The organism is uncultured Thermanaerothrix sp. (genome assembly GCF_938028735.1).
Lineage (GTDB): Bacteria > Chloroflexota > Anaerolineae > Anaerolineales > Anaerolineaceae > Thermanaerothrix.
On sequence record NZ_CALIMF010000008.1, the window covers coordinates 1 to 22,414 of the forward strand.

At 55.5% G+C, this 22,414-nt stretch carries 37 protein-coding genes, 1 tRNA gene and 1 pseudogene; 37 read left to right on the plus strand and 2 right to left on the minus strand.

Annotation, left to right across the window (positions count from 1 at the left end):
- From tuf to mazG, 35 genes and pseudogenes are all read left to right on the plus strand, one after another.
- Positions 1-140, plus strand: a pseudogene (gene tuf / locus Q0721_RS05415) (elongation factor Tu); the annotation flags it as partial.
- Positions 141-153: 13 nt separating this feature from the next.
- On the plus strand, positions 154-462 hold the full coding sequence (rpsJ, locus tag Q0721_RS05420; protein ID WP_054521310.1) for a 30S ribosomal protein S10: 309 nt from the start codon (positions 154-156) through the stop codon (positions 460-462).
- 208 nt (positions 463-670) lie between these two features.
- Positions 671-1,312, plus strand: coding sequence for a 50S ribosomal protein L3 (rplC, locus tag Q0721_RS05425; RefSeq protein WP_299026520.1), 642 nt, complete (start codon positions 671-673; stop codon positions 1,310-1,312).
- 30 nt (positions 1,313-1,342) lie between these two features.
- Positions 1,343-1,972, plus strand: a complete 630-nt coding sequence (gene rplD / locus Q0721_RS05430; RefSeq protein ID WP_299026521.1) for a 50S ribosomal protein L4 — start codon at positions 1,343-1,345, stop codon at positions 1,970-1,972.
- Positions 1,973-1,982: 10 nt separating this feature from the next.
- On the plus strand, positions 1,983-2,285 hold the full coding sequence (rplW, locus tag Q0721_RS05435; protein ID WP_054520524.1) for a 50S ribosomal protein L23: 303 nt from the start codon (positions 1,983-1,985) through the stop codon (positions 2,283-2,285).
- Entirely contained in the window at positions 2,285-3,109 is an 825-nt protein-coding gene (gene rplB, locus Q0721_RS05440) for a 50S ribosomal protein L2 (protein ID WP_299026533.1), read from the plus strand. The genes rplW and rplB overlap by 1 nt, the downstream gene beginning before the upstream one ends.
- Before the next feature lie 43 nt (positions 3,110-3,152).
- On the plus strand, positions 3,153-3,431 hold the full coding sequence (gene rpsS, locus Q0721_RS05445) for a 30S ribosomal protein S19 (protein ID WP_054520526.1): 279 nt from the start codon (positions 3,153-3,155) through the stop codon (positions 3,429-3,431).
- 5 nt (positions 3,432-3,436) lie between these two features.
- Positions 3,437-3,778, plus strand: coding sequence for a 50S ribosomal protein L22 (rplV, locus tag Q0721_RS05450; protein ID WP_054520527.1), 342 nt, complete (start codon positions 3,437-3,439; stop codon positions 3,776-3,778).
- Positions 3,779-3,839: 61 nt separating this feature from the next.
- Entirely contained in the window at positions 3,840-4,517 is a 678-nt protein-coding gene (gene rpsC / locus Q0721_RS05455; RefSeq protein WP_299026543.1) for a 30S ribosomal protein S3, read from the plus strand.
- Between the two features lie 54 nt (positions 4,518-4,571).
- Positions 4,572-5,003, plus strand: coding sequence for a 50S ribosomal protein L16 (rplP, locus tag Q0721_RS05460; RefSeq protein ID WP_054520529.1), 432 nt, complete (start codon positions 4,572-4,574; stop codon positions 5,001-5,003).
- The gene (gene rpmC / locus Q0721_RS05465) at positions 5,000-5,227 is read left to right on the plus strand and encodes a 50S ribosomal protein L29 (RefSeq protein WP_299026548.1); all 228 of its coding nucleotides are present in this window, start codon (positions 5,000-5,002) and stop codon (positions 5,225-5,227) included. The genes rplP and rpmC overlap by 4 nt, the downstream gene beginning before the upstream one ends.
- Positions 5,224-5,511, plus strand: coding sequence for a 30S ribosomal protein S17 (gene rpsQ, locus Q0721_RS05470; RefSeq protein ID WP_299026551.1), 288 nt, complete (start codon positions 5,224-5,226; stop codon positions 5,509-5,511). Before rpmC ends, rpsQ begins: the two co-directional genes overlap by 4 nt.
- A gap of 3 nt (positions 5,512-5,514) precedes the next feature.
- Entirely contained in the window at positions 5,515-5,886 is a 372-nt protein-coding gene (gene rplN / locus Q0721_RS05475) for a 50S ribosomal protein L14 (RefSeq protein WP_299026554.1), read from the plus strand.
- A gap of 23 nt (positions 5,887-5,909) precedes the next feature.
- Positions 5,910-6,245 carry a 50S ribosomal protein L24 gene (gene rplX / locus Q0721_RS05480; protein WP_054520533.1) on the plus strand — a complete coding sequence of 112 codons (336 nt, stop codon included), beginning with the start codon at positions 5,910-5,912 and terminating at the stop codon, positions 6,243-6,245.
- 19 nt (positions 6,246-6,264) lie between these two features.
- Positions 6,265-6,807: a 50S ribosomal protein L5 gene (gene rplE, locus Q0721_RS05485; protein WP_299026560.1), complete on the plus strand. Its 543-nt coding sequence runs from the start codon at positions 6,265-6,267 to the stop codon at positions 6,805-6,807.
- Between the two features lies 1 nt (position 6,808).
- On the plus strand, positions 6,809-6,991 hold the full coding sequence (locus Q0721_RS05490; RefSeq protein WP_083461647.1) for a type Z 30S ribosomal protein S14: 183 nt from the start codon (positions 6,809-6,811) through the stop codon (positions 6,989-6,991).
- Positions 6,992-7,011: 20 nt separating this feature from the next.
- Entirely contained in the window at positions 7,012-7,425 is a 414-nt protein-coding gene (rpsH, locus tag Q0721_RS05495; protein ID WP_299026572.1) for a 30S ribosomal protein S8, read from the plus strand.
- A gap of 28 nt (positions 7,426-7,453) precedes the next feature.
- Positions 7,454-8,014 (plus strand): 50S ribosomal protein L6, encoded by a 561-nt coding sequence (rplF, locus tag Q0721_RS05500; RefSeq protein ID WP_299026575.1) that lies wholly within the window; start codon positions 7,454-7,456, stop codon positions 8,012-8,014.
- An 11-nt stretch (positions 8,015-8,025) separates the two neighbouring features.
- Entirely contained in the window at positions 8,026-8,391 is a 366-nt protein-coding gene (gene rplR, locus Q0721_RS05505; RefSeq protein WP_054520537.1) for a 50S ribosomal protein L18, read from the plus strand.
- A 36-nt stretch (positions 8,392-8,427) separates the two neighbouring features.
- On the plus strand, positions 8,428-8,958 hold the full coding sequence (gene rpsE, locus Q0721_RS05510) for a 30S ribosomal protein S5 (protein WP_152965560.1): 531 nt from the start codon (positions 8,428-8,430) through the stop codon (positions 8,956-8,958).
- Complete coding sequence (rpmD, locus tag Q0721_RS05515) at positions 8,942-9,142, plus strand: 50S ribosomal protein L30 (protein WP_299026579.1); 201 nt, start codon at positions 8,942-8,944, stop codon at positions 9,140-9,142. The genes rpsE and rpmD overlap by 17 nt, the downstream gene beginning before the upstream one ends.
- An 8-nt stretch (positions 9,143-9,150) precedes the next feature.
- Positions 9,151-9,624 (plus strand): 50S ribosomal protein L15, encoded by a 474-nt coding sequence (gene rplO, locus Q0721_RS05520; RefSeq protein WP_299026582.1) that lies wholly within the window; start codon positions 9,151-9,153, stop codon positions 9,622-9,624.
- 12 nt (positions 9,625-9,636) lie between these two features.
- Positions 9,637-10,989, plus strand: a complete 1,353-nt coding sequence (gene secY / locus Q0721_RS05525) for a preprotein translocase subunit SecY (RefSeq protein WP_299026584.1) — start codon at positions 9,637-9,639, stop codon at positions 10,987-10,989.
- Between the two features lie 9 nt (positions 10,990-10,998).
- Complete coding sequence (locus tag Q0721_RS05530) at positions 10,999-11,667, plus strand: adenylate kinase (RefSeq protein WP_299026587.1); 669 nt, start codon at positions 10,999-11,001, stop codon at positions 11,665-11,667.
- On the plus strand, positions 11,667-12,479 hold the full coding sequence (gene map, locus Q0721_RS05535) for a type I methionyl aminopeptidase (RefSeq protein ID WP_366519184.1): 813 nt from the start codon (positions 11,667-11,669) through the stop codon (positions 12,477-12,479). Before Q0721_RS05530 ends, map begins: the two co-directional genes overlap by 1 nt.
- Positions 12,480-12,531: 52 nt before the next feature.
- On the plus strand, positions 12,532-12,645 hold the full coding sequence (gene rpmJ / locus Q0721_RS05540; protein WP_083461648.1) for a 50S ribosomal protein L36: 114 nt from the start codon (positions 12,532-12,534) through the stop codon (positions 12,643-12,645).
- 6 nt (positions 12,646-12,651) lie between these two features.
- Positions 12,652-13,041, plus strand: a complete 390-nt coding sequence (gene rpsM, locus Q0721_RS05545; RefSeq protein ID WP_054520542.1) for a 30S ribosomal protein S13 — start codon at positions 12,652-12,654, stop codon at positions 13,039-13,041.
- Between the two features lie 119 nt (positions 13,042-13,160).
- On the plus strand, positions 13,161-13,565 hold the full coding sequence (gene rpsK, locus Q0721_RS05550) for a 30S ribosomal protein S11 (protein ID WP_054520543.1): 405 nt from the start codon (positions 13,161-13,163) through the stop codon (positions 13,563-13,565).
- A gap of 21 nt (positions 13,566-13,586) precedes the next feature.
- Positions 13,587-14,231, plus strand: a complete 645-nt coding sequence (rpsD, locus tag Q0721_RS05555) for a 30S ribosomal protein S4 (protein WP_299026598.1) — start codon at positions 13,587-13,589, stop codon at positions 14,229-14,231.
- 38 nt (positions 14,232-14,269) lie between these two features.
- The gene (locus Q0721_RS05560; RefSeq protein ID WP_366519182.1) at positions 14,270-15,238 is read left to right on the plus strand and encodes a DNA-directed RNA polymerase subunit alpha; all 969 of its coding nucleotides are present in this window, start codon (positions 14,270-14,272) and stop codon (positions 15,236-15,238) included.
- A 6-nt stretch (positions 15,239-15,244) separates the two neighbouring features.
- Positions 15,245-15,622, plus strand: coding sequence for a 50S ribosomal protein L17 (gene rplQ / locus Q0721_RS05565; protein ID WP_299026601.1), 378 nt, complete (start codon positions 15,245-15,247; stop codon positions 15,620-15,622).
- Between the two features lie 26 nt (positions 15,623-15,648).
- Positions 15,649-16,455: a tRNA pseudouridine(38-40) synthase TruA gene (gene truA / locus Q0721_RS05570; protein ID WP_299026604.1), complete on the plus strand. Its 807-nt coding sequence runs from the start codon at positions 15,649-15,651 to the stop codon at positions 16,453-16,455.
- Complete coding sequence (rplM, locus tag Q0721_RS05575) at positions 16,439-16,873, plus strand: 50S ribosomal protein L13 (RefSeq protein WP_299026695.1); 435 nt, start codon at positions 16,439-16,441, stop codon at positions 16,871-16,873. The genes truA and rplM overlap by 17 nt, the downstream gene beginning before the upstream one ends.
- Before the next feature lie 14 nt (positions 16,874-16,887).
- Positions 16,888-17,286, plus strand: a complete 399-nt coding sequence (gene rpsI, locus Q0721_RS05580) for a 30S ribosomal protein S9 (RefSeq protein WP_299026607.1) — start codon at positions 16,888-16,890, stop codon at positions 17,284-17,286.
- A gap of 123 nt (positions 17,287-17,409) precedes the next feature.
- Positions 17,410-18,894, plus strand: a complete 1,485-nt coding sequence (mazG, locus tag Q0721_RS05585) for a nucleoside triphosphate pyrophosphohydrolase (protein ID WP_299026610.1) — start codon at positions 17,410-17,412, stop codon at positions 18,892-18,894.
- Positions 18,895-18,900: 6 nt separating this feature from the next.
- Here the strand turns inward: mazG and Q0721_RS05590 are convergent, their stop codons facing one another.
- Both Q0721_RS05590 and Q0721_RS05595 read right to left on the minus strand, forming a co-directional pair.
- Positions 18,901-19,338, minus strand: a complete 438-nt coding sequence (locus tag Q0721_RS05590; protein WP_299026613.1) for a DUF3887 domain-containing protein — start codon at positions 19,336-19,338, stop codon at positions 18,901-18,903.
- Positions 19,339-19,412: 74 nt separating this feature from the next.
- A tRNA-Phe gene (locus Q0721_RS05595) sits at positions 19,413-19,485 on the minus strand.
- Positions 19,486-19,794: 309 nt separating this feature from the next.
- On the opposite strand from Q0721_RS05595, the gene Q0721_RS05600 reads away from it, so the two are divergent.
- Together Q0721_RS05600 and Q0721_RS05605 are read left to right on the plus strand one after the other, a co-directional pair.
- Positions 19,795-21,897: a methyl-accepting chemotaxis protein gene (locus tag Q0721_RS05600; RefSeq protein WP_299026615.1), complete on the plus strand. Its 2,103-nt coding sequence runs from the start codon at positions 19,795-19,797 to the stop codon at positions 21,895-21,897.
- 23 nt (positions 21,898-21,920) lie between these two features.
- Positions 21,921-22,385 (plus strand): chemotaxis protein CheW, encoded by a 465-nt coding sequence (locus tag Q0721_RS05605; RefSeq protein WP_299026618.1) that lies wholly within the window; start codon positions 21,921-21,923, stop codon positions 22,383-22,385.
- The last annotated feature ends 29 nt before the right edge of the window (positions 22,386-22,414 follow it).

The window sequence follows — 22,414 nt, forward strand, 5'->3', positions numbered from 1 at the left end:
AGATGGTGATGCCGGGCGACAACGTGAACATGGAAGTGGAGTTGATCGTGCCGGTGGCGCTGGAGCAGGGGTCGAAGTTTGCGATCCGCGAAGGTGGCTTGACCGTGGGCGCCGGCGTCATCACCAAGATTTTGGACTAGGTGGCTGATTATGGTGGCGAAACAACGCATTCGTATTCGTCTTAAAGCGTATGATCATCGTGTGTTGGATCAGTCGGCGCGTCGCATTGTTGAGACTGCAGAGCGGAGCGGTGCGCGGGTGGTAGGGCCTGTGCCCCTACCCACCCGCATCGAACGCTTCACGGTTCGTCGTTCGACTTTCATTGATAAGGATTCGCACGAGCACTTTGAAATTCGGACGCACAAGCGCTTGATTGATATTTTGGACCCAGACTCAAAAACGATTGATATGCTCATGCGTCTCAATTTGCCCGCGGGCGTAGATATCGAGATCAAGATTTAGGGTCTGTTCAAAAGCGCGAAGTTGCGGTAAAATAGAGCGGTTTTCGGGAAAAACCCGAGAAGGCGATGCAAGAGTAACTGGGTGGGCGCCCGCACAAATGAGATGAGGTGACGCAGCCCGTTACTGACTGCACCGCGGTCAGAGATGATGCAGCCTAGCCCAGGCTGACAGTCTCGGAAAAACTAGAACAGTAAGGAGAACAACAGAGATGTTCAAAGGGCTGATTGGCAAGAAAATCGGCATGACCCAGATTTTCGATGAGCAGGGTGCGGCCATCCCGGTTACTGTCATCGAGGCTGGGCCATGCTATGTTACCCAGGTGCGTTTGCCGGATCGAGAGGGTTACTCAGCGGTGCAACTGGGCTACCAGGAAGTCAAGCCCAAGCGCCTGACGGCGGGTGAACTCGGGCACCTGAAACGCAATGGTCTAAATCTTCCTCCATTGCGCTTTTTGCGTGAGTTCCGGGTGAAGACGCCAGAGGTTAATGAGGGCGATAAAGTTACTGTTGAAGTCTTCTCGGTTGGCGAGCGAGTGGATGTGATTGGCACCAGTAAAGGGCGTGGCTTCCAAGGTGGTGTCAAGCGTTATCACTTTCGAGGTGGTCCTAAGACGCATGGTCAATCGGATCGGCATCGTGCGCCGGGTGCGCGCAGTTCTGGTACTACGCCGGGGCGCGTCTATAAAGGCTCGCGGGGGCCAGGACATATGGGTAACCAGCGTGTTACGGCTCAGAATCTCAAAGTTGTGTTGGTGGATGCCGAGCGCAACCTGATCGGTGTTTGTGGTTCGGTTCCGGGTCCGCGTGGTGGCCTGGTGATGATCCGCGAAGCGCGGAAACAAAAGCGGTAAGAAAACCGGGACTGAGGGAGTGGTGAAATTATGTTAGCCGATGTTTACAACCTCTTGGGCCAGAAGGTAGGACAGGTGGATCTGCCTGATTCTATCTTCAATGCCCCCATTAATACGAGTTTGATGCATCAGGCGTATGTGCGCCAGATGGCCAATGCGCGCCTGGGCACCCACGACACTAAAACCCGCCATGAGGTCTCTGGCGGTGGACGCAAGCCCTGGCGGCAAAAAGGCACGGGGCGAGCGCGTCAGGGTTCCATTCGCGCTGCCCAGTGGAAGGGTGGCGGTCGAGTGCATACGCCGCATCCGCATAAATATACCCAGGCTATGCCGCGCAAAATGCGTCGGGCTGCATTGCGATCAGCCCTTTCGGTGAAGGCGGCGGAGCAGGCGATTGTGCTGGTGGATGAACTGGCTCTGCCCGAGCCGCGTACACGGCTGATGGCGCAAGCCCTGAATACCTTGGTGGGTGAGGCCAGTACTCTGATCCTTTTGCCGCAGAAGGCCTCCTACGAGAATGTTATTCTCTCGACGCGCAATTTGCCAGATACCAAAACGCTGTTGGCAAGTTATCTCAACATCCGCGACTTGCTCACCTTTGATAAAGTGATCATGCCGGTGGCGGCGCTGGATGTCATTACCAGTTACCTGGGAAGGTAGGAGGACGAGAATGTTGACGATTTATGATATTCTCCGCCGCCCCATTATCACTGAAAAGTCGCACTTTCAGATGGCAAAACTGCACCAGTACGTCTTTGAGGTGGCTGAAGAGGCCAATAAAGACATGGTGAAAAAGGCCGTTGAGGAACTGTTCAATGTCCGCGTGTTGCGGGTGAACATTGTCAACGTGCCAGCCAAGCGAACGCGTCGGGCGCGTAGCCGCCGGTGGGTGGTTCGCAATCCGGGCTACAAGAAGGCAATTGTCACGCTGGCGCCCGAGGATCGCATACCACTGTTAGAAGGGGTTGAGTGATGGGCATCAAGGTTTACAAACCGGTAACTCCCGGTCTGCGCGGCATGACCGGATATACCTTTGAGGAAATCACTAAGACTGAGCCAGAGCGCTCGCTCATCGTTGTGCGCAAGGTGCATGCGGGCCGCAACATGTATGGGCGTGTCACGGTCCGCCATCGGGGGGGTGGAGTGCGTCGCTATATTCGCTTGGTGGATTTCAAACGCGATAAGCGCGGCATTCCGGCCAAAGTGGCGGCAATTGAATATGACCCCAATCGCACTGCGCGCCTGGCGCTATTGCACTATGCTGATGGCGAGAAGCGCTACATCGTTGCTCCACTGGGGCTCAAGGTTGGGGATACGGTGATGGCAGGCCCGAACGTGGACATTCGTCCTGGGAATGCCCTGCCAATTGCTAACATCCCGGTAGGCACCATGATTCACAATATTGAACTTTACGAGGGTCGGGGTGGGCAATTGGTGCGCTCGGCGGGTGCAGCGGCGCAGTTGCTGGCTAAGGAAGGCGATTATGCCCAAATCCGTCTCCCCTCGGGTGAGGTGCGTCTGGTGCGGCAGACCTGCTATGCTACCATTGGCCAGGTGGGCAACCTGGAGCATAGCAACATCAAGCTTGGGAAGGCCGGACGCAAGCGCTATCTGGGGATTCGCCCAACCGTGCGTGGCACAGCAATGTCGCCGCGCGACCACCCGCATGGAGGTGGAGAAGGGCGTCAACCAATTGGTATGCCCGGTCCGAAGTCGCCCTGGGGTAAACCCACGCGGGGCTACAAGACCCGTCGTAACAAGCAGACCGACAAATACATTGTCAAGCGGCGAAAGTAATCGCTGTGAACATGATGGTTGAACGAAGAAGAGGGACGAGCGTATGTCACGTTCATTGAAAAAAGGACCTTATGTTGACCCGAAGTTGCTCAAACGTATCGAGGAGATGAATCTCCGCGGCGAGAAAAAAGTGATACGAACTTGGAGCCGCGCGAGTGTCATCTTCCCGCAGATGGTTGGGCACACCATTGCTGTGCATGATGGCCGCCGCCACGTGCCGATTTACATTACCGAGAATATGGTGGGGCATCGTCTGGGCGAGTTCGCGCCAACACGCACCTTCCGCGGCCACGTGGCTGAGAAATCCTCGAAGAAGAGGTGAGCACTATGGCTACCGATGTTCGTGCGCAGTTACGATATTGTCCGATTTCCGCCCAGAAAGTGCGCCTGGTGATTGACTTAGTGCGTGGTAAGCCGGCTGTAGAGGCGCTGGATATTCTGAAGTTTGTCCCGAAAGGCGCAGCGCGTCCAGTGCGCAAGCTATTGGCTTCGGCAGTGGCAAACGCGGAAGAGAACTTTGGCATTAGCCGCGAGAATCTATATATCTACCGTATCACGGCCGACGAGGCCCCAACGCGGAAGTGGCGCCGTTTTGGTGCGCGAGGACGTTTTCGACCGATCCTGCGCCGCTCGTCGCATGTGACGGTGGTCCTGCGGGAACGCGAATAGGGAGAGCATCCAGGTGGTTGAAACCAACCTTCTGGCGAGAGATTGGTAATCAGGAGCGTATATGGGTCGCAAAGTTCATCCGATTGGATTTCGCTTAGGTATCATCAAGCCCTGGCAGGCCCGTTGGTATGCTGAGGGGCAGGAGTACACTGAGCAATTGCACCAGGATTTTGAGATTCGCCGCCTCATCATGGCAGAAGCCGAAAAGGCGGGTGTGGCGAAGGTGGAGGTGGAACGCTTCCCAGGCAAATTGAAGGTTGTTGTCCACACCGCCAAGCCGGGGATTCTGATCGGACGTAAGGGCGAATCAGTCAAAAAGATCCGCCAGGACTTGGAGGCATTGACCGGTAAGAAGATTGATTTGGAGATCAAAGAGGTCAAAAATCCAGACCTGGATGCTTATCTGGTGGCAACCAACATTGCCAGCCAGATTGAACGCCGGGTGGCTTATCGCCGCGCTATGAAACGCGCTATTCAACAGGCTATGCGCCAAGGAGCGCAAGGAATCAAGATCGAAGTGGCCGGGCGTTTGAGCGGCGCTGAAATGGCCCGCAGTGTCTGGTTGCGAGAGGGTCGTGTACCTTTGCAGACCATTCGCGCCGATGTGGATTTTGCGCGGGCTACTGCTCAGACCACTTATGGTGTGATCGGTGTCAAAGTGTGGATCTACAAGGGTGACGTTTTGCCAGGTGCGGAAGAGAAGGTGGAAGCCACCGAGGGCGTTTACGTCAGCGAATAACATTCGCGGTTGGGTTGAGAGTGGGACCATCCGCAGAGAGAGAGGTAGTGAATTATGTTGATGCCAAAACGTGTTAAGTGGCGCAAACAGCAACGTGGTCGTATGAAGGGGAAGGCCACTCGCGGCGCGGAACTGGTGTATGGCGAATTCGGGCTACAGGCGTTAGAGCCAGCCTGGATCACAGCACGCCAGATTGAGGCGGCTCGCCGAACCATTGTGCGGGCCATGCGTCGCCGTGGTAAAATGTGGATTCGTATTTTTCCGGATAAGCCCTACACGCGTAAACCCCCTGAGACCCGCATGGGTAAGGGGAAGGGCAATGTCGAATATTGGGTGGCCGTTGTACGCCCAGGACGTATTATGTTTGAAGTGAGCGGTTTGCCAGCCGATGTGGCTGTAGAGGCCTTACGTCAGGCTGCGTACAAGCTACCCATTAAGACCAAGATTGTTGCGTACGAAGAAGTGGTAGCAGGAGAATCGGCATGAAACCGGAACAGATTCGACTGATGACTACCGAGGAAATAAAGGCTAGGCTTGCTGATGCGCGGCAGGAGTTGATGAACTTGCGCTTTCAGTTGACAACGGGGCAATTAACCGATACCAGTCGGCTTAAGCAAACCCGTCGTCTAATTGCGCGCTACTTGACCGTCCTGCGCGAGCGTGAGCTGGCTGAGGCCAAGGAGAAAGGTGCAGGGAAGGGTGCCCGATGAACAAGCGACGACGTTTAACCGGTGTGGTCACTAGCAATAAAATGATGAAGACCGTGGTGGTCGAAATTTCGCGCACCTATCGTCACCCCTTGTATAAAAAAGTGGTGCATTCTTCTAAGCGCGTCAAAGCGCATGATACGCTGGGGTGTCAGATAGGCGACGAAGTCGTGATTGTGGAAAGTCGCCCGCTTTCCCGTGAGAAGCGCTGGGTGGTAGAAGCCATCCTTAAGCGTGAAGGGAAGCCGGTGGTCGAGATTCAGGATACCGCTGGTGAAGGAGTGTAAGCCATGATCCAGCACGAATCGCGATTAAAAGTAGCTGATAACACAGGGGCCAAGGAGTTGCTTGTCATCCATGTTATGGGTGGCTCAACCCGCAAGTATGGCCATGTGGGTGATGTGGTTGTGGCAACGGTGAAGTCGGCCAGTCCACAAGGGGCAGTGAAGAAAAGTGAGATCGTCAAGGCCGTGATTGTGCGCTGTGCTAAGGAATGGCGCCGTGAGGATGGTTCGATCATTCGTTTTGACGATAATGCGGCCGTGATCCTTGACACCGATGGGCACAACCCGAAGGGAACGCGCATCTTTGGGCCAGTGGCGCGCGAATTGCGCGAAAAAGGCTTCATGAAGATCGTTTCCCTGGCCCCTGAGGTCATCTAAATCGGGTGTGCAGGAGTGATGCCATGAAGGTCAAGATTCGCAAAGGGGACACGGTTGAAGTTATCAGCGGTCGCCGGGAAGATAAAGGGAAGCGCGGTGAAGTCATCCGCGTGCTGCCCAAGGAAGCCCGTGTGGTGGTCCAGGGTGTCAACATCCGCACCAAACATCAGCGGCAGGTTCAGGCCCAGGGCCGCACCATTTCACCCGGCCGGGTGCGCTTTGAGGCCCCGGTGCACATCTCGAACGTGATGTTGGTTTGCCCGAAGTGCGGCAAGGCCACACGGGTGGGCATCTCGCGCGGCGAAGATGGTAAGGCGCGCCGGGTGTGCAAGAAGTGCCAGGCTCTCATTGATGAATAGGCCGCGGAGGAACGTGAGCATGAATGTATTGAGAGAACGTTATCAAAAAGAAGTGGTGCCTGCCTTGATGAAGGAATTCAATTTTACAAACCCCTTGCAGGTGCCGCGCATTCGCAAAGTGGTGATCAATATTGGGCTAGGCGAGGCTTTGGATAACCCCAAGGCGCTGGAGGCAGCTGCATCGGATTTGAGTAAAATCACCGGGCAGAAGCCGGTCATCACCAAGGCTCGTAAGAGCATTGCTGCATTCAAACTGCGCGAAGGCCGCCAGATTGGCGTTATGGTCACCTTGCGGGGCGAGCGGATGTGGGCGTTTCTGGACCGCTTGATCAACATTGCGCTACCTCGCGTGCGCGATTTTCGAGGTGTTTCGCGTAATTCTTTTGATGGTCGTGGTAATTACACTTTGGGCTTGCGTGAGCAGATCATCTTCCCGGAGATCGAGTACGACAAAATTGACAAGGTGCGAGGGATGGAAGTGACTATCGTCACCGACGCCGGGAGTGATGATAAGGCGGCGAAATTGTTGGAACTTTTAGGAATGCCTTTCAGGAAGGGATGATATGACTAGAAAGTGCCTAGTTTACCGAGAACTCCGGCGAAAATACCCGGTCCAGGTGCGCAATCGCTGCCGTATTTGCGGACGACCGCGCGGATATATCCGTCGCTTTGGACTGTGCCGTATTTGCTTCCGCGAATTGGCGCTGGAGGGGAAGATCCCCGGCGTTAAGAAAGCCTCCTGGTAAGGCCAGGTTGGAGGTCAAGCATGAGTGTTAATGATCCGATTGCCGATATGTTAACCCGCATTCGCAATGCCATTATGGCCGGACACGCGAGTGTGAGTATGCCCAATTCCAAAATCAAGATGGAGATTGCTCGCATCTTGAAGGAGGAGGGCTATATCGAAGGCTATGAGGTGGTTGAGGGTGCTAAACCCCATGAGCGCGTTTTGCGCATTCAATTAAAGTATGTGGGAGAGCGCCGCCATCGCCGCCCGGTTATCAGCGGGTTGGAACGTGTCAGCCGGCCGGGACGCCGCATTTATACACGTAAGCGGGATATCCCGTGGGTGCTCTCCGGCATGGGCATTACCATTCTTTCCACCCCCAAAGGGATTATGACCGGACAGCGCGCTCGCCAACTCAACGTGGGTGGTGAGATCTTGTGCAAAGTCTGGTGAGCGAATCATCGGTTGAAGGAGGTTGAGCGTGTCGCGTATAGGTCGTTTACCGGTGGTTGTTCCGGCAGGGGTGCAGGTGAATATCCAGGGAACCCGGTTGCAGGTCAAGGGGCCAAAGGGTGAACTCTCCTGGGAATTTTCGCCGCGGTTGGTGGTCTCATTTGAAAACGGGCAAATTGTGGTGACCCGCTCTTCGGATGAGCCCCAAGTGCGGGCCCTGCATGGTACAACCCGTGCTTTGATCCAGAATATGGTTACTGGGGTGAGCCAGGGCTTCACCAAGGTGCTGGAAATTGAAGGTGTGGGTTACCGCGCCGAGATGGAAGGCAACAACCTGAAGCTATTCCTGGGCTATTCCCACCCCATTGTAGTGACTCCGCCGGCGGGCATCACGTTCGATGTGGATACCCGCGCCCGGCAAATTAAGGTGATGGGGTATGATAAGGCGCTGGTTGGGCAGGTAGCGGCTAACATCCGTGAGCTGCGTCCGCCGGAGCCCTATCATGGCAAAGGTATTCACTATCTGGGTGAGAAAATCCGCCGCAAAGCCGGCAAAGGTGGTAAAGCCGGCAAGGGCGGCAAGAAGTAGGTGGAGCGCATATGAGCAGATTATCGCGAGCAGAAGCCCGAATTCGTCGGCATCGTCGTGTACGAAAAAAGGTTTTCGGGACCCCCGAACGGCCGCGCCTGTGCGTCTTTCGTAGTCTGAAGGAAATCTACGCCCAGGTGATTGATGATGAAGCAGGCCATACCCTGGCTGCGGCTTCCTCTATTGATCATGAATTACGTGAGAAACTCCAGGGACTTTCGAAGACAGAGAAGGCGCGCCTAGTGGGTGAACTGGTAGGCCGTCGGGCTGTTGAGAAGGGTATTCGACAAGTCGTGTTTGACCGCGGCGGCTTTAAATATATTGGCCGGGTTAAAGCCTTAGCCGATGGCGCCCGGGCCGCCGGCCTGGAATTTTAGGCCAATTATAGCGTGAGGGCCTGAACTATGGATATGATGGATTATCAACCGATTGAACAGCAATACGATGAACGGGTAATTGAGATTCGCCGCGTCGCTAAAGTGGTGAAAGGGGGTCGGCGTTTCCAGTTCCGAGTTACCGTGGTAGCCGGAGATAACCGCGGCAATGTAGGGTTGGGAGTTGGCAAGGCCAACGCGGTGCCGGATGCAATGCGGAAGGCTTCGGACCGTGCCCACAAAAACATGCGACCGATTGTGATGGTAGGGACAACCATCCCGCATGAGGTCAAGGCGCGCGTGGGGGGGTCGGAAGTGTTGCTTAAACCCGCCTCCCCAGGAACGGGTGTTATTGCCGCAGGTGGGGTGCGCGCAGTGTTGGAAGCTGCTGGCATTCACGATATTTTGACCAAATCCCTGGGTAGTTCCAACGTGTTGAATGTGGTGAAAGCCACTTTCAAGGCGCTTGAGCAACTCAAGTCTCCCGAGGAAGAGGCGAAGCGGCGCGGCAAACCATTGCAAGAGGTTTTACCTTTCTGGGAGCGGAGGAAACATGGCCGCGAATCCTGAGAAACCCAAGGTCTTACGGATCACCTGGGTCAAGAGCGCCATTGGATACTCTGAACGCCAGAAGGCGACTATTCGCGCGCTGGGACTGCGGCGCCTGAACCAAACGGTGATCCATGAAGATACCCCCGCTATTCGCGGGATGCTACGCAAAGTCAATCATCTGGTCAAAGTTGAGGAAGAGTAGGTAGAGCCATGAAGCTGCATGATCTTGTACCGGATGAAGGTGCAAAAAAGAAACGTAAACGCGTGGGCCGTGGCATTGCGGCAGGCCAGGGCAAAACGGCTGGTCGCGGTACCAAGGGCCAGGGCGCGCGCTCGGGTGAAGAGGGACATCTCTATCGCCAGGGTGGTAACCTACCTTTTTATCGCCGTTTGCCCTTCATGCGCGGTGTGGGCTTTACCCCGCCCAATCGCGTGGAGTATAACGAGGTCAATCTTCGCCAGTTGGTAGAAAAATTTGCCCCTAACAGCGAGGTAACCCCTGAAGCATTGGCGGAGAAGAATCTTCTCCATAAACCCAAGAATCCGGTGGTTATTCTGGGCAAGGGTGAGATTGATTTCCCGCTGGTAGTGCGCGTGCACCGTATCAGCGCCGGGGCCAAAGCCAAAATTGAGGCGGCCGGTGGTCGTGTGGAGTTAATTGCGGCCGAAAGCGTGGAATCCTAAGGAGACCTACTTATGAAGCGGTCACCCTGGCGTTACCTTTGGAAGTCGGAAGACATTCGCCGCAAACTGCTGATCACTTTCCTCATACTGGCGATCTATCGCTTGGCTGCGCATGTGCCGGTGCCAGGCGTAGATCGCGAGGTGATTCGCAATATTGTCCAAACCCCAGGGGCAGCCGGGACTCTCTTTGGACTACTGGATTTGCTTTCCGGCGGTACGATCACCAACTTTTCCATCTTGGCGATGGGAGTATACCCCTACATTACGGCACAGATTGTATTGCAATTGCTGGTGCCGATCATCCCGGCGCTGGAACGGAAATTGAAAGAAAATCCGCGCGAAGGCCAGCGCTGGATGGAGAAGTGGACGATCATCCTGGCAGTGCCTATGGCATTTCTCTCTGCCATCGGCCAAATCAATATCTTTAACCAGTATGCGCGTAATATTGGCGCCTCGATTCTGACCTATCAGTTTGGGTTCACGGGGGACGGTCTGCTGCCCACTTTAACCACCCTTTTCAGCATGATGGCGGGCACCATGTTTGGCATTTGGTTGGGGCAGTTGATCTCAGAATATGGCATACCCAACCAAGGGCTTTCGCTGATCATCTTTGCGGGCATCGTCTCCCGTATCCCAGCCAATTTGATCTCCTTGTGGAGTGACCGCCAGAATGCCTGGTGGATGACTTTGCTGATTTTGGTCATCCTCGTCCTGGTGATCTTTGCGATTGTCTTTGTCCAACAGGGGCGCCGTAACGTGCCGGTGCTTTTCCCTGGACGGCGGGTAGGCAACCGCATGTCCATGCCGGTGCGCAGCAATCTGCCACTGATGGTCAACATGGCTGGGATGATCCCGTTGATTTTTGCCCAGTCCATCCTGCTTTTGCCGGCGTTGGTAGCGGGGCTGTTCCTGAACGTGCAAACTGAGTGGGTGCGCAACTTGGCAACGGGAATTTATCATACCTTCAGTGGTAACTCGGGCTGGTACGCGCTGTTTTATTTCTTGATGGTGGTGCTGTTCACCTTCTTCTACACGGATGTGCTCTTCACGCAACAGAATTACGGGGAGGCTTTGAAGCGTCAAGGGGCTCAGATTCCCGGTGTGTTGCGTGGTGAACCCACTCAAAAATACCTGACCAGGGTACAACGCCGCATTACGCTGCCGGGCGCCCTTTTCCTGGGCTTGGTGGCCGTGCTCCCCTATATCCTAAATGTTTTCTTGCCGACTTCGGCGCGTCAGGCTGGGTTGTTCCTGGTTTCTTCAGCGGGCTTGCTGATTGTGGTCGGTGTGGTACGGGATACCTTTACGATCATTGAAACCGAGTTGAAACTACACGGTTACGAAGAACGCCTAATCAAGGGGTAGATGGCGCAAATGGGTGATTTCATTGTCCTTCTTGGTCCCCCCGGTGCTGGCAAAGGCACGCAAGCCCAACGTCTGGCGCAAACCTTAGGCATAGCGCACATTTCATCGGGTGATTTGTTCCGCGAGCACCTCAAGGCGCAGACAGATTTGGGAAAATTGGCCCAATCCTATATGAATCGTGGTGAACTGGTACCAGATGATGTGACGATTGCCATGGTGCGCGAGCGAGTAAGTCGCCCGGACTGCGCTCATGGGGCTATTTTGGATGGTTTTCCGCGCACACCGGCTCAAGCAGCCGCTTTGGATGATATGCTGGCAGAATTGAACGGGCGGGTCGTCTGTGTGCCTCTGATCCAGGTGCCAGCAGAGGTCTTAATTGAGCGCCTGGGAGGGCGTTGGACCTGTCGTGCCCAGGGGCACGTGTATCATGAAAAGTATAACCCACCGCGAGTGCCGGGCGTATGTGATGTGGATGGGTCGGAACTCTATCAGCGCGAAGACGATTTGCCGGCAACTGTGGCCCGACGCGTTCAGGTCTACCTGGAACAGACGGCGCCGCTGGTGGATTACTATCGTCAAAAAGGATTGCTTGTAGAGATTGATGGTACTCAGCCTATTGAAGACGTGAGCGCTAGGCTACTCGAGGCCGTGGAACAGGCTAGGAAAGCGCAGCCATGATGAGCTGGGAGCGACATATCACGATTAAGAGCCCCAAAGAGATTGAAATCATGCGCATTGCCGGGCGCATTAATGCCGAGGCGCTTCAGGCGGCCTGTGATATTGCTCGTCCGGGTGTAACCACAGCGGACTTAAACGCGGCGGCCGAAGAGGTGCTAAAGAAGTATGGCGTTTACTCACCGTTCAAGAACTACCCTGGGCCCTATCCCTATCCTGCCAGTACAACGGTTAGTGTCAATGATGAACTGGTGCATGGCATTCCGGGAAATCGCAGGTTAAGAGAAGGCGATATTGTCTCGATTGATTGCGGCACCGTTTATGAAGGCTTTGTGGCCGATTCGGCGGTGACCATTGCGATTGGTGAGGTTGCGCCTGAAATCCAGCGTTTGCTGGAAGTGACCGAACAGGCGCTTTATGCGGGGATCGCTAAAATGTTGCCTGGTAATCGAGTAGGCGATGTATCAGCGGCTATTCAGCAATTTGTGGAGAGTCGCGGCTTTTTTGTCACCCGTGAGTATACGGGCCACGGTGTTGGTCGGCAAATGCACGAGGGTCCACAGGTTCCGAACTACGGTGTGCCGGGTCGAGGGATGGTACTGCGTCCGGGGATGACCATCGCACTGGAACCGATGGTGTTAATCGGTTCACCTTACACCCGCGTACTTGAAGATCAATGGACTGTGGCCTCGCAAAACGGCCTTCCTACGGCTCATTTTGAGCATACGGTTGCTGTAACTGAGCATGGCCCGCTCATCTTGACCCTTCTGGAAGACGGTGATACGCCTGGACGAAATCATCGGAAGCCAGTATAATTTTGAATTCGGCTGCTAAGAAGGAGTTATCTTGTGATAGGAGAACGCGATCATGAAAGTATCACCTTCTATTCGTAAACGATGTGCGAAGTGCAAAATCGTGCGGCGCAGGGGACGCTTGTACGTGATTTGTGAGAATCCAAAGCATAAACAGCGACAGGGGTAAAACGGCATGGCGAGAATTGAAGGTGTTGATCTTCCGCGCAATAAGCGGGTTGAAGTCGCCCTGACCTATATCTATGGGATTGGGCCAAGCCGCGCTAAAGAGATCCTCGCGGCAACAAAAGTGAACCCCGATACGCGGGTTAAGGATCTGACCGAGGCTGAGGTTAATGCCCTGCGTGATTACATTGCCCAGCACTACAAGGTCGAGGGCGATCTGCGCCGTGAGGTGCAGATGAATATCAAGCGCCTGATTGAGATTGGTTGTTACCGTGGTTTGCGTCATCGCCGCGGTCTGCCAGTGCGGGGTCAACGCACGCGTACCAATGCCCGCACGCGCAAGGGCCCGCGCAAGACAGTGGCCGGGCGGGGTCGCCGCCGAGGTGCTGCGAAGAAATAGGCCTGGACATTGCTGCTCAGTGTTGGGGAGCGCCTTCCCTCCCCCGCGGCTGCCTGAGCGGCGATTGGCTAGGATCTATTATGTAGAAAATGTATTTTATGGAGTGAGAGCGAGGAAACATGGCTCAAAGTGTACGATCTGCGCGCCGGTCTGGCGCTACGCGAAAAGTCAAGCGCACGTTATCATCTGCGAAGGTGTACATCAACGCGTCGTTTAACAACACGATTGTGACGGTCACCGATCAGCAGGGGAATGTGGTCTGCTGGGCCAGTTCGGGGTCGGCTGGGTTTAAGGGTTCGCGCAAGAGCACCCCGTTTGCGGCGCGCCTGGCTGCTGAACAGGCAATCAAGGCGGCGCAGGCGATGGGCGTTCAGGAAGTGGACTTGATTGTCAAAGGCCCGGGCCCTGGGCGCGAATCGGCGATTCGAGCGATCCAGGCAATGGGCGTCACCGTGCGCTCTATTGCTGATGCAACGCCGATTCCTCACAACGGGTGTCGGCCGCCCAAAAAGCGCCGTGTCTAATTGGATGGAGTGAGGGACGATATGGCGAGATATACCGGACCGGTTTGTAAATTGTGTCGGCGCGAAGGGATGAAGTTGTTCCTTAAAGGGGAACGCTGTTTCTCCCCCAAATGCGCCTTTGAACGTCGAGGCTACGCCCCGGGTGAGCATGGTCGTATGGGAAGTGCCCGGGGGGGGATGGAGCGCCTCTCTGACTATGCCAAGCAGTTGCGTGCCAAGCAGCGTGCGCGCCGCATTTATGGTGTGCTGGAACGCCAGTTCCGTCGTTATTTCAATGTGGCATTGCGCAAGCGTGGTCTGACGGGTCTTAACCTGTTGCAGACCCTGGAAATGCGCCTGGATAACGTGATTTATCGCTTGGGCTTTGCCGCTAATCGGGCGCAGGCGCGCCAGTTGGTTACCCACGGTCATTTCACCGTGAATGGCCGTAAAACGGATGTGCCTTCAATGTTGCTGCGGCCTGGCGATGTGGTGGCTGTACGCGAGGGCTCGCGACGGCGCACATTCTTCCGCGAGTTGCCTGAAATTGCCGAGAAGCGTCCATGCAGCCCGTGGCTGGAGCGCGATTTGCAGCAACTTTCGGGGCGCGTGTTGCGTCTACCCGAACGGGCGGAGATTGATGGTGCCTTGAACGAACAGTTGATTGTTGAGTACTACTCGCGCTAATGACAGATTTAGGTTCGTTCAGCGGAAAGAGGTGGACCTTGAGTGCTGTAAGTAGCATGGTTAAACCCAGAATAGAGCAAGATGCCCAGGCGCGCAACTATGGGCGCTTTGTGATCAGCCCGTTAGAACGCGGCTATGGAGTTACCTTGGGCAATGCGCTACGGCGTGTGTTGCTCTCCTCGCTGGAAGGTGCCGCTGTAACCTCCATCCGGATCACCGATGTGCTGCACGAGTTCAGCGATATTCCAGGCGTCCGTGAGGATGTAATCCAGGTAATGTTGCAAATCAAGCAACTGCGCCTGATTTTGCACGATGTGGATACCGCTACCCTGCAGTTGGAAGTGCGAGGTGAGGGACCGGTCACGGCAGCAGATATTCAGACCCCTGCCGAGGTGGAAATTATCAATCCAGATCTTTATCTGTTCACGGTGGATGATCCCAATACCCGTCTGGATATTGAGATGGTGGTAGAGCGTGGTCGCGGGTATTCCCCAGCCAGTGATCGCAGTGGTCGGCTTCCCATTGGTGAGCTGCCCGTGGATGCCATTTTTAGCCCGGTCAAGCGGGTTAACTACAACGTGGAAGCTACACGGGTGGGGCAGAGCACTAATTACGAGCGCCTGACATTGGAGATCTGGACGGATGGCACCATGTCGCCTGAAAGGGCGCTGGTCGAGGCTTCGAGGATCCTCATTGATCATTTCCGCCTAGTAGCGGGCGTGGGTGAGGAGGCGATGGCGTTAGCGGCCGAGAAGGAGCCGACTGGGATTCGTCTGAGCAGTGAGGCCGCGGACACGCCGATTGAAAATTTGGATCTTTCGGTGCGTGTGTTTAATTCCTTGAAGCGCACTGGGATCACCACCGTTGGAGACGTGCTGGAATTGTTAGAGAAGGGCAACGACGCGGTGATGTCCATCCGGAATTTTGGCGAGAAGAGCCTTGAGGAATTGCGCCAGAAGATGCGCGAGAAAGGGTTCTTGCCACCCGAAACAAAGGAGGCGGAGTAAGGACCTATGCGACACAAGGTTGCAGGTTACAAATTGGGGCGATCCACCGGGCAGCGGAATGCCTTGCGCCGCACGCTCTTACGCCAGTTTTTTACCTATGAGCGGATTCGCACCACGCGTGCCAAGGCAATGGCAATCCGCGGTGAAGCCGAGCGCATGATCACCATCGCCCGTAATAGTCAGCAGGGCAGTGATGTGGATAAGGTGAATGCGCGGCGACTGGTGGCGGCGCGGTTGGGAGATCCCCAACTGGTTAAGAAGCTGTTTGATGAGATCGCGCCTCGTTACGCCAATCGTAATGGCGGTTATACGCGTGTGTTCAAGCTGGGCCCTCGGTTGGGTGATGCCGCCGAGATGGTCTTGCTGGAACTAGTTGAGTCGTAAGCCATCCGGACTTTTGCCGGATTGGAATGGCACGTTACCAGGTGATCATAGCCTACGACGGCACCTGCTTCCAGGGGTTTCAACGGCAGGGAGGTCGGGCGCGGACGGTGCAGGCGGAAGTGGAGGCAGCGTTGACCCGCTTGGGCTGGCAAGGGTCGGCCGTCCTCTATGCTGGCCGGACAGATGCGGGCGTTCATGCGGCAGGTCAGGTAATAGCATTTGACCTGGAGTGGTCCCACTCCTCAGAGGCCTTGGGCCGGGCGTTGAACGCTTATCTGCCAGAGGACATAGCGGTCAAGGCGGTGCGTGAGGTTGGCCCCGACTTTCATCCTCGCTACCATGCTGTGGGACGAGCCTACACTTATCGCCTCTACATCGCCCAGGATCGGGATCCGTTGCGGGATCGTTTTGCCTGGCGCGTCTGGCCCGAAGTGGACCTGCCCCGGATGGTAGCCGCGGCGCAGTGGATCGAGGGACGCCACGACTTTGCGGCCTTTGGCACACCGATGAAGCCCGGGCGATCTACCATCCGTCATGTATACCGTGCCTCCTGGGAAGTCCTGGAAGATGCTTCACTGCGCTTTCACATCTTGGCCAATGCGTTTCTCTATCATATGGTGCGCAGGCTCGTCTATGTTCAGGTGCTGGTTGGTCAGGCAAAACTTGAGCCTGAAGCCATTGGGGCTGCCTTGCAAGGGCAAGGTCACCTTCCCCCGGGTCTGGCAGCGGCTCGAGGCCTGGTGCTCGAACGGGTTTATTACCCGGATGACGGGCAAGGATTTGAACCTCTGGGAGAATCCTTAATCGCAAGTGGAGATGAGGACTGTGGATAAGACATACGTAATCAAAGGAAAACCCGAAACACAATGGCTGCTGGTTGACGCCACAGACCAAAATTTAGGGCGCTTGGCGACGAAGATTGCGGCCTATCTGTTGGGTAAGCATAAGCCCACTTATACCCCAGGGGTACCCATGGGGGATTACGTTGTGGTCATCAATGCCAGCCGCATTCGTGTTCACGAATCACGCCCCGAGACCAAGATTTATTACCGACACTCGATGTATCCCGGCGGTCTGAAGGCGATTTCCTTGCGGGATATGCTTCAAAAACACCCCGATCGGGTGATCCGGCAGGCGGTGTGGGGTATGCTTCCCAAGAACAAACTTGGCCGGCGTCTGATCAAGCGTCTTAAGATCTACGCTGGGCAGGAGCATCCGCACCAGGCTCAAAATCCGCAACCGGTAGCCTAAAGGAGTAAGGGTATATGATGGCTGTACAGTATTATGAAGGTGTTGGACGTCGCAAAGAGGCGACAGCGCGTGTGCGCGTGATGAGTGGTTCTGGGCGCTTTGTGGTTAATGAAAAGCCACTCGAGGTGTATTTTCCTCGTTTAGGGGACGTGGATGCTATTTTGCGCCCGTTGGCCGTGACCGGTTATGACCGGGCTGGATTTGACATCACGGTCAAGGTGGAAGGTGGTGGCGTGACCGGGCAGGCTGATGCGGTGCGTTTAGGCTTGGCACGCGCGCTGGCCAAGATGAACCCCGAACTGGTTCAGATGCTGCGTCGTGAGGGTTTGCTAACCCGAGACCCGCGGGTCAAGGAACGCAAGAAACCTGGCCTCAAGCGTGCGCGTAAAGCACCTACCTACACCAAGCGTTAAGTCGCTTTTCAACGGGTGGGTTAGTGGCCGTGATTTGGGCCTGAGGGAGGATGTCATGTCCTCCCCTCAGGCTTTTTGCTAAAACGAAGGCAAGTAAGCCAAGAGAGTTATTGAGGTATAACCATGACGGAAGCCGGTGGTGTGGTGCTGTTAGGGTTGGGGCCGGGTGAGGGCCGTCTGTTGACCCGTGAAGCCTGGGAGTGGTTGCAAGCGGTGCCCGAAATCTACGTACGCACCGAATTGCATCCAGTGGTGCAGGAATTACCTGCGGGTGTGACAATTCACGCTTTTGATTGGCTTTACCGTCAGGGAAGTTCATTTGAGCAGGTCTACGCCACCATCGTAGAGAAGATACTTGAATTGGCGCGGCGCCCCCAAGGCGTGACCTACGCAGTGCCGGGCCATCCTCTAGTGGCCGAAGCCACGAGCCCTGCAATTCTGCGCCAGGCCCGCGCTGAGGGTTTGCCTGTGCGTGTTATCGAAGGGCTTTCCTTCTTGGAACCTACCTTTACCGCGCTGGGGATTGACCCATTTCCACGGTTGGTCTTGGTAGATGCGCTGGAATTGGGCACTTGGCACGTTCCTTCTTTCCCACCAGATGCACCGGCATTGATCGCCCAGATTTACGACCGGATAAGCGCTTCGGAGGTTAAGCTCACTTTGAATGCCTTTTACCCGGATGAGCATCCGGTAACGCTGGTACATGCAGCGGGTACAGCCCGTCAACAAGTAGAGCACCTTCATCTTTATGAGATTGATCGCAGCCCCTACCTGGGGTTAATGAGCGCGCTTTACGTACCCCCTTTAGGGGTTGCAACGTCCATGGAGGCATTTCTAGAGATCGTGGCGCACTTGCGAGCGCCCAACGGTTGCCCTTGGGATCGACAACAAACTCATCAGTCGTTGCGCAGCCACCTTCTGGAGGAGGCGTATGAGGTCCTCACAGCGATTGATGCCAACGACCCGGTGGCATTACAAGAAGAATTGGGAGATCTGCTGCTCCAGGTGGCTCTGCACGCTCAGATTGCCAGTGAAGAGGGGGAATTCAATTTCACGGATGTTGTGCGTGGAATTCATCAGAAAATTGTGCGTCGCCATCCCCATGTGTTTGGTGCGTTGCAGGTGGAGGGGGTTGAGGGCGTGCTCCGAAACTGGGAGCGCCTGAAACAAGCCGAGCGCGAAGCCAATGGCCAGGAAACACGCAGTTTACTGGCAGGGGTGCCCCTGGCCTTACCGGCTTTGACGCAGGCTCAGGAACTCCAGGATCGTGCGGCGCGGGTGGGCTTTGACTGGCCGGAGATTGCGCCCGTGTGGGAGAAAGTGCGCGAGGAACTTGAGGAAGTGCGCACTGCCCCGGACGAAAAGGCACGGGAGAAAGAATTGGGAGATTTACTGTTTGCGGTGGTTAATCTGGCACGCTGGTACAAGGTGGATGCAGAGAGCGCACTACGCGCCACTAATCAACGCTTTCGGCAGCGCTTTGCCTATATCGAACAACGTGCCCGTGAGAAGGGACGCGTGCTTGGCGAGATGAGTCTGGCTGAAATGGATGCTTTGTGGGAAGAGGCCAAGCACAATGAAAAGGGCTCATCCGCCGATGGGGAGTAACTTGCTTCAGCGCTTGCGCAATTCTGGCGAATCAAACCACAAGCCGCTGATCAAGTGGGGCTCGGCTTGGGTCAACACCAGGCGCATAGTGACGTTATCGTCCTTCTCAAAGCGTAAGCGATAGACCACAATGAAGTAGTTACCGCTTTCGAGCACGGCATTAACCTCGCGGGATTGGAAGGCCCCTAGGCGTGTTTGCAGGGTGCTGCGCAGGTCGGTGAAGGCCTTCTCATCTAAACCTTTGCGCATGGCCTCGTCAAAGTTGGTCGCAAAAGTGGTGTAGTTCCCCGCAAACAAGCCATCTAGCAGGGTGGTCGCCATGGGTTCGGCGTAGGCCAGTACCGCATCTTTTGCGTTGCCTTCCAGCGCACGGGTGCTACTGGTGCAAGCGCTCAACACGATTCCAATTCCCAAAAGCATGATCAACCATTTGGACGTCTGCATGATGCCCTCCCGCGAGCATCATACCACAAGGGATGAGGTTAAATCAAGACGCCCCTCCGGGGAGGAGCGTCGTGTGCCGAGAGCCAGAATCGAACTGGCGACACCGCAGTTTTCAGCCGCGTGCTCTACCAACTGAGCTATCTCGGCGCAATTTGAATTTTAACGGGAGGTAGGGGGATTGTCAAGCGCGAGCAACCCACATTTTATTTGAGTACAGACTTACTGCTTTTTTACTATGTTTTTATCTGCCTTTTATGTGCTTGCGTCATCAGCATCCGTAAATTGAGAGGGAAAATGTAAAGCTCCAATATGCTCCTCTGGTCATAGAAGCAGAGGGTGCTCTTTGGTCGGGCGGCAATTTCTGACGTAGGATTGCCTCTTAGCCCTTAAGGTGATGGTGGTTTTCATGGAGTTTCACCGTTTTTATCACTCATACCCATCAGTGAGGAAGGTGCAATGAAAACAAACCTTCTTAATCGCTTGCGCCTCTGGACGAAACTGAGTCTGGGCTTTGCCCTAATCGGCATGTTCTCGCTGGTACTATCTCTGATCGCCTATTGGAGCCTGGAGCGCCTTCACCGCCAGACCGATCAACTCTATGAGCAAAACTTGACACCAGCACTGGAGGTTGGGCGCGCGCGTACAATGTTGTATCAGATTCGGGGTTCTCTTTTCAATATCTTTCTGTTACCTGATGATACGCTGAAACTGGAGTCGGATATCAATCAGAACATTGCTGGAATTACGGCGATTGTGCGTAGGGTGCGCGAGTCTAACGTTCAAGATGCAGAGGCCGCGCTGGTGGCTTTCGAGACTGCGTGGCAGGATTATGTGCGTAAGTTGGATGACACTTTGCAGCAAATCCATGCCGGAAATCGTAGTGCAGCCATGGCGCGGGCGACGGTTGGGGATTTGGCAATGGCACGCCAGACCGCTGATGCTACCATGGAGTCCCTGCTTACCATCGTGCAGCGTGCGGCAGATCAGGCCCGTTCTCAGAGTCAGGCCATTTTTGAGCACATTCGCTGGGTTCTAATGGGGATTACCTCCCTGGCGTTGCTCATCTCGGCCGTGTTGGCGTATCTTATCACCCGCAACCTAAACCAACCCATTCAGGTCATGGTTGGAGCCCTGAACAACCTTTCTCAGGGGGATCTCAATCGGGATATTCCCACTGAGGTCAAAGAGTCCATTGCTCGCCGCGAGGATGAACTGGGGGCCCTAGGACGGGCACTCAAGGCCGCAGAGGACTACATCGTAGCAATGGCTGAAATGGCAGATCGTATTGCCAGCGGCGACCTGAGTTTCGTAATCACCCCGCGTGGTCCTAAGGATGAATTAGGGCATGCCTATGTGCGAATGGTGGAGGGGTTGCGGCGCCAGGTGCGGCTAATTGTGCAGGCGGTGGAGCAGTTGAATGCTATTGCCCAGGACATCCGAAACGCGGCCCTCCAAAGTGGAGAGGCCAGTCAGCAGATGGCGCGGACGCTGCAGCAGGTGGCGCAAGGCATTGCTGAGCAGTCTGAAAGTGTCAATCGCACGGCAGCCTCGGTTAGTGAAGTGAGCCATGCCATTGAGGGTATTGCGCGAGGGGCTCAGGAACAGTCTCAGGCGGTGGCGAATGCTTCGAGTTTGACGGCCCAGATTAGCGGCAATGTTGCCCAAATGGCCGAGAATGTGCAAATTGTATTCCGCGACGCCATGGGAGCCGCCCAACTGGCTCAGCAGGGCGTTCAGGCCGTGCAACAGACTATCGAAGGTATTGAGAACATTCGTAACCGCTTTGGCTTCTCGGCGCAACGGGTGGAGGAGATGGGAGTGCGTTCGCGCGAGATCGGGACCATTCTTGAGACCATCCAAGATATTGCCGCACAAACCAATCTGCTGGCACTCAACGCCGCTATTGAAGCGGCGCGTGCTGGAGAGCACGGCAAGGGCTTTGCCGTAGTGGCCGATGAGGTGCGTAAGCTGGCCGAACGTGCGGCGGCTGCCACCAAAGAAATTGGTCATCTAGTGCGCGGCATTCAGCAAACTGTGGAGGAAGCTGTCAATGCCATGCGGGCCGGAAATGATGATGTCCAGCGGGGCGTGGAACTGGCGAATCAGGCCGGTCAGGCTCTGGCTATCATCCATGAGGTGAGCGAGGCAGTTCGACGGCAAGCCGAGTTGACCGCTAATGCTGCTCAACGTGTGCGCGATGCCGTGGATCAACTGGTTAATGCGGTGGATAGTGTTTCTGCAGTGGTGGAGGAGAACACGGCCTCAACCGAAGAGATGACGGCCAGCGTGGGCGAGGTCAACCAGGCCATTGAAACGATTGCCAGCGTCTCAGAGGAGAACAGCGCTGCCATCGAAGAGGTCAGTGCCTCAGCTGAGGAGGTCAGTGCCCAGGTGGCAGAAGTGGCAACAGCGGTAGAGGGGCTGGCCGAAATGGCGCGTAGCCTAGAAGCGCTGGTGGCGCATTTCAGACTGCATCAAGATGAACAGCGGGTTGAGCCAGCTAAGCCCGTTATGGAACAGATTGTTCAAACGCTGGAGCCTGTTACCTCCAGTTCTTAACCCACTTGTGGAGGGCGACTATTATGGAAAAACAATTTGTTGTGTTTCAAGTCGCTGATGAACAGTATGGGGTTCCCATTGATCGGGTGGAAAGCATTGTCAAGATGCAGCCGATCACACTGGTACCGCAAGCCCCCGAGTTCTTGGAGGGTATTACCAACCTGCGCGGGATGGTGTTGCCTGTGCTTTCGCTACGCAAGCGATTTGGTCTGCCCCCCCGGGAGGCCGGGCGTGAGACCCGCATTGTCGTTGTTGTGGGCGAGGGACATCCCATTGGCATCATCGTGGATAGCGTGCTAGAAGTATTGCGCCTTTCTGAGGACGCCATCGAACCTCCGCCACCAATGGTCACCAACGAGCGCACCCGTTTTATCACCGGGATCGCCAAGGTGGGGGAGCGATTGGTTATTCTGTTGGACCTGGTGCGGGTGCTCTCGGTGGAGGAGGAAGTGCAACTCGCTGATCTACGAGATACGATTTCAGCATAAAGGCGAAAGAGAAGCGTCTTATATTCAAT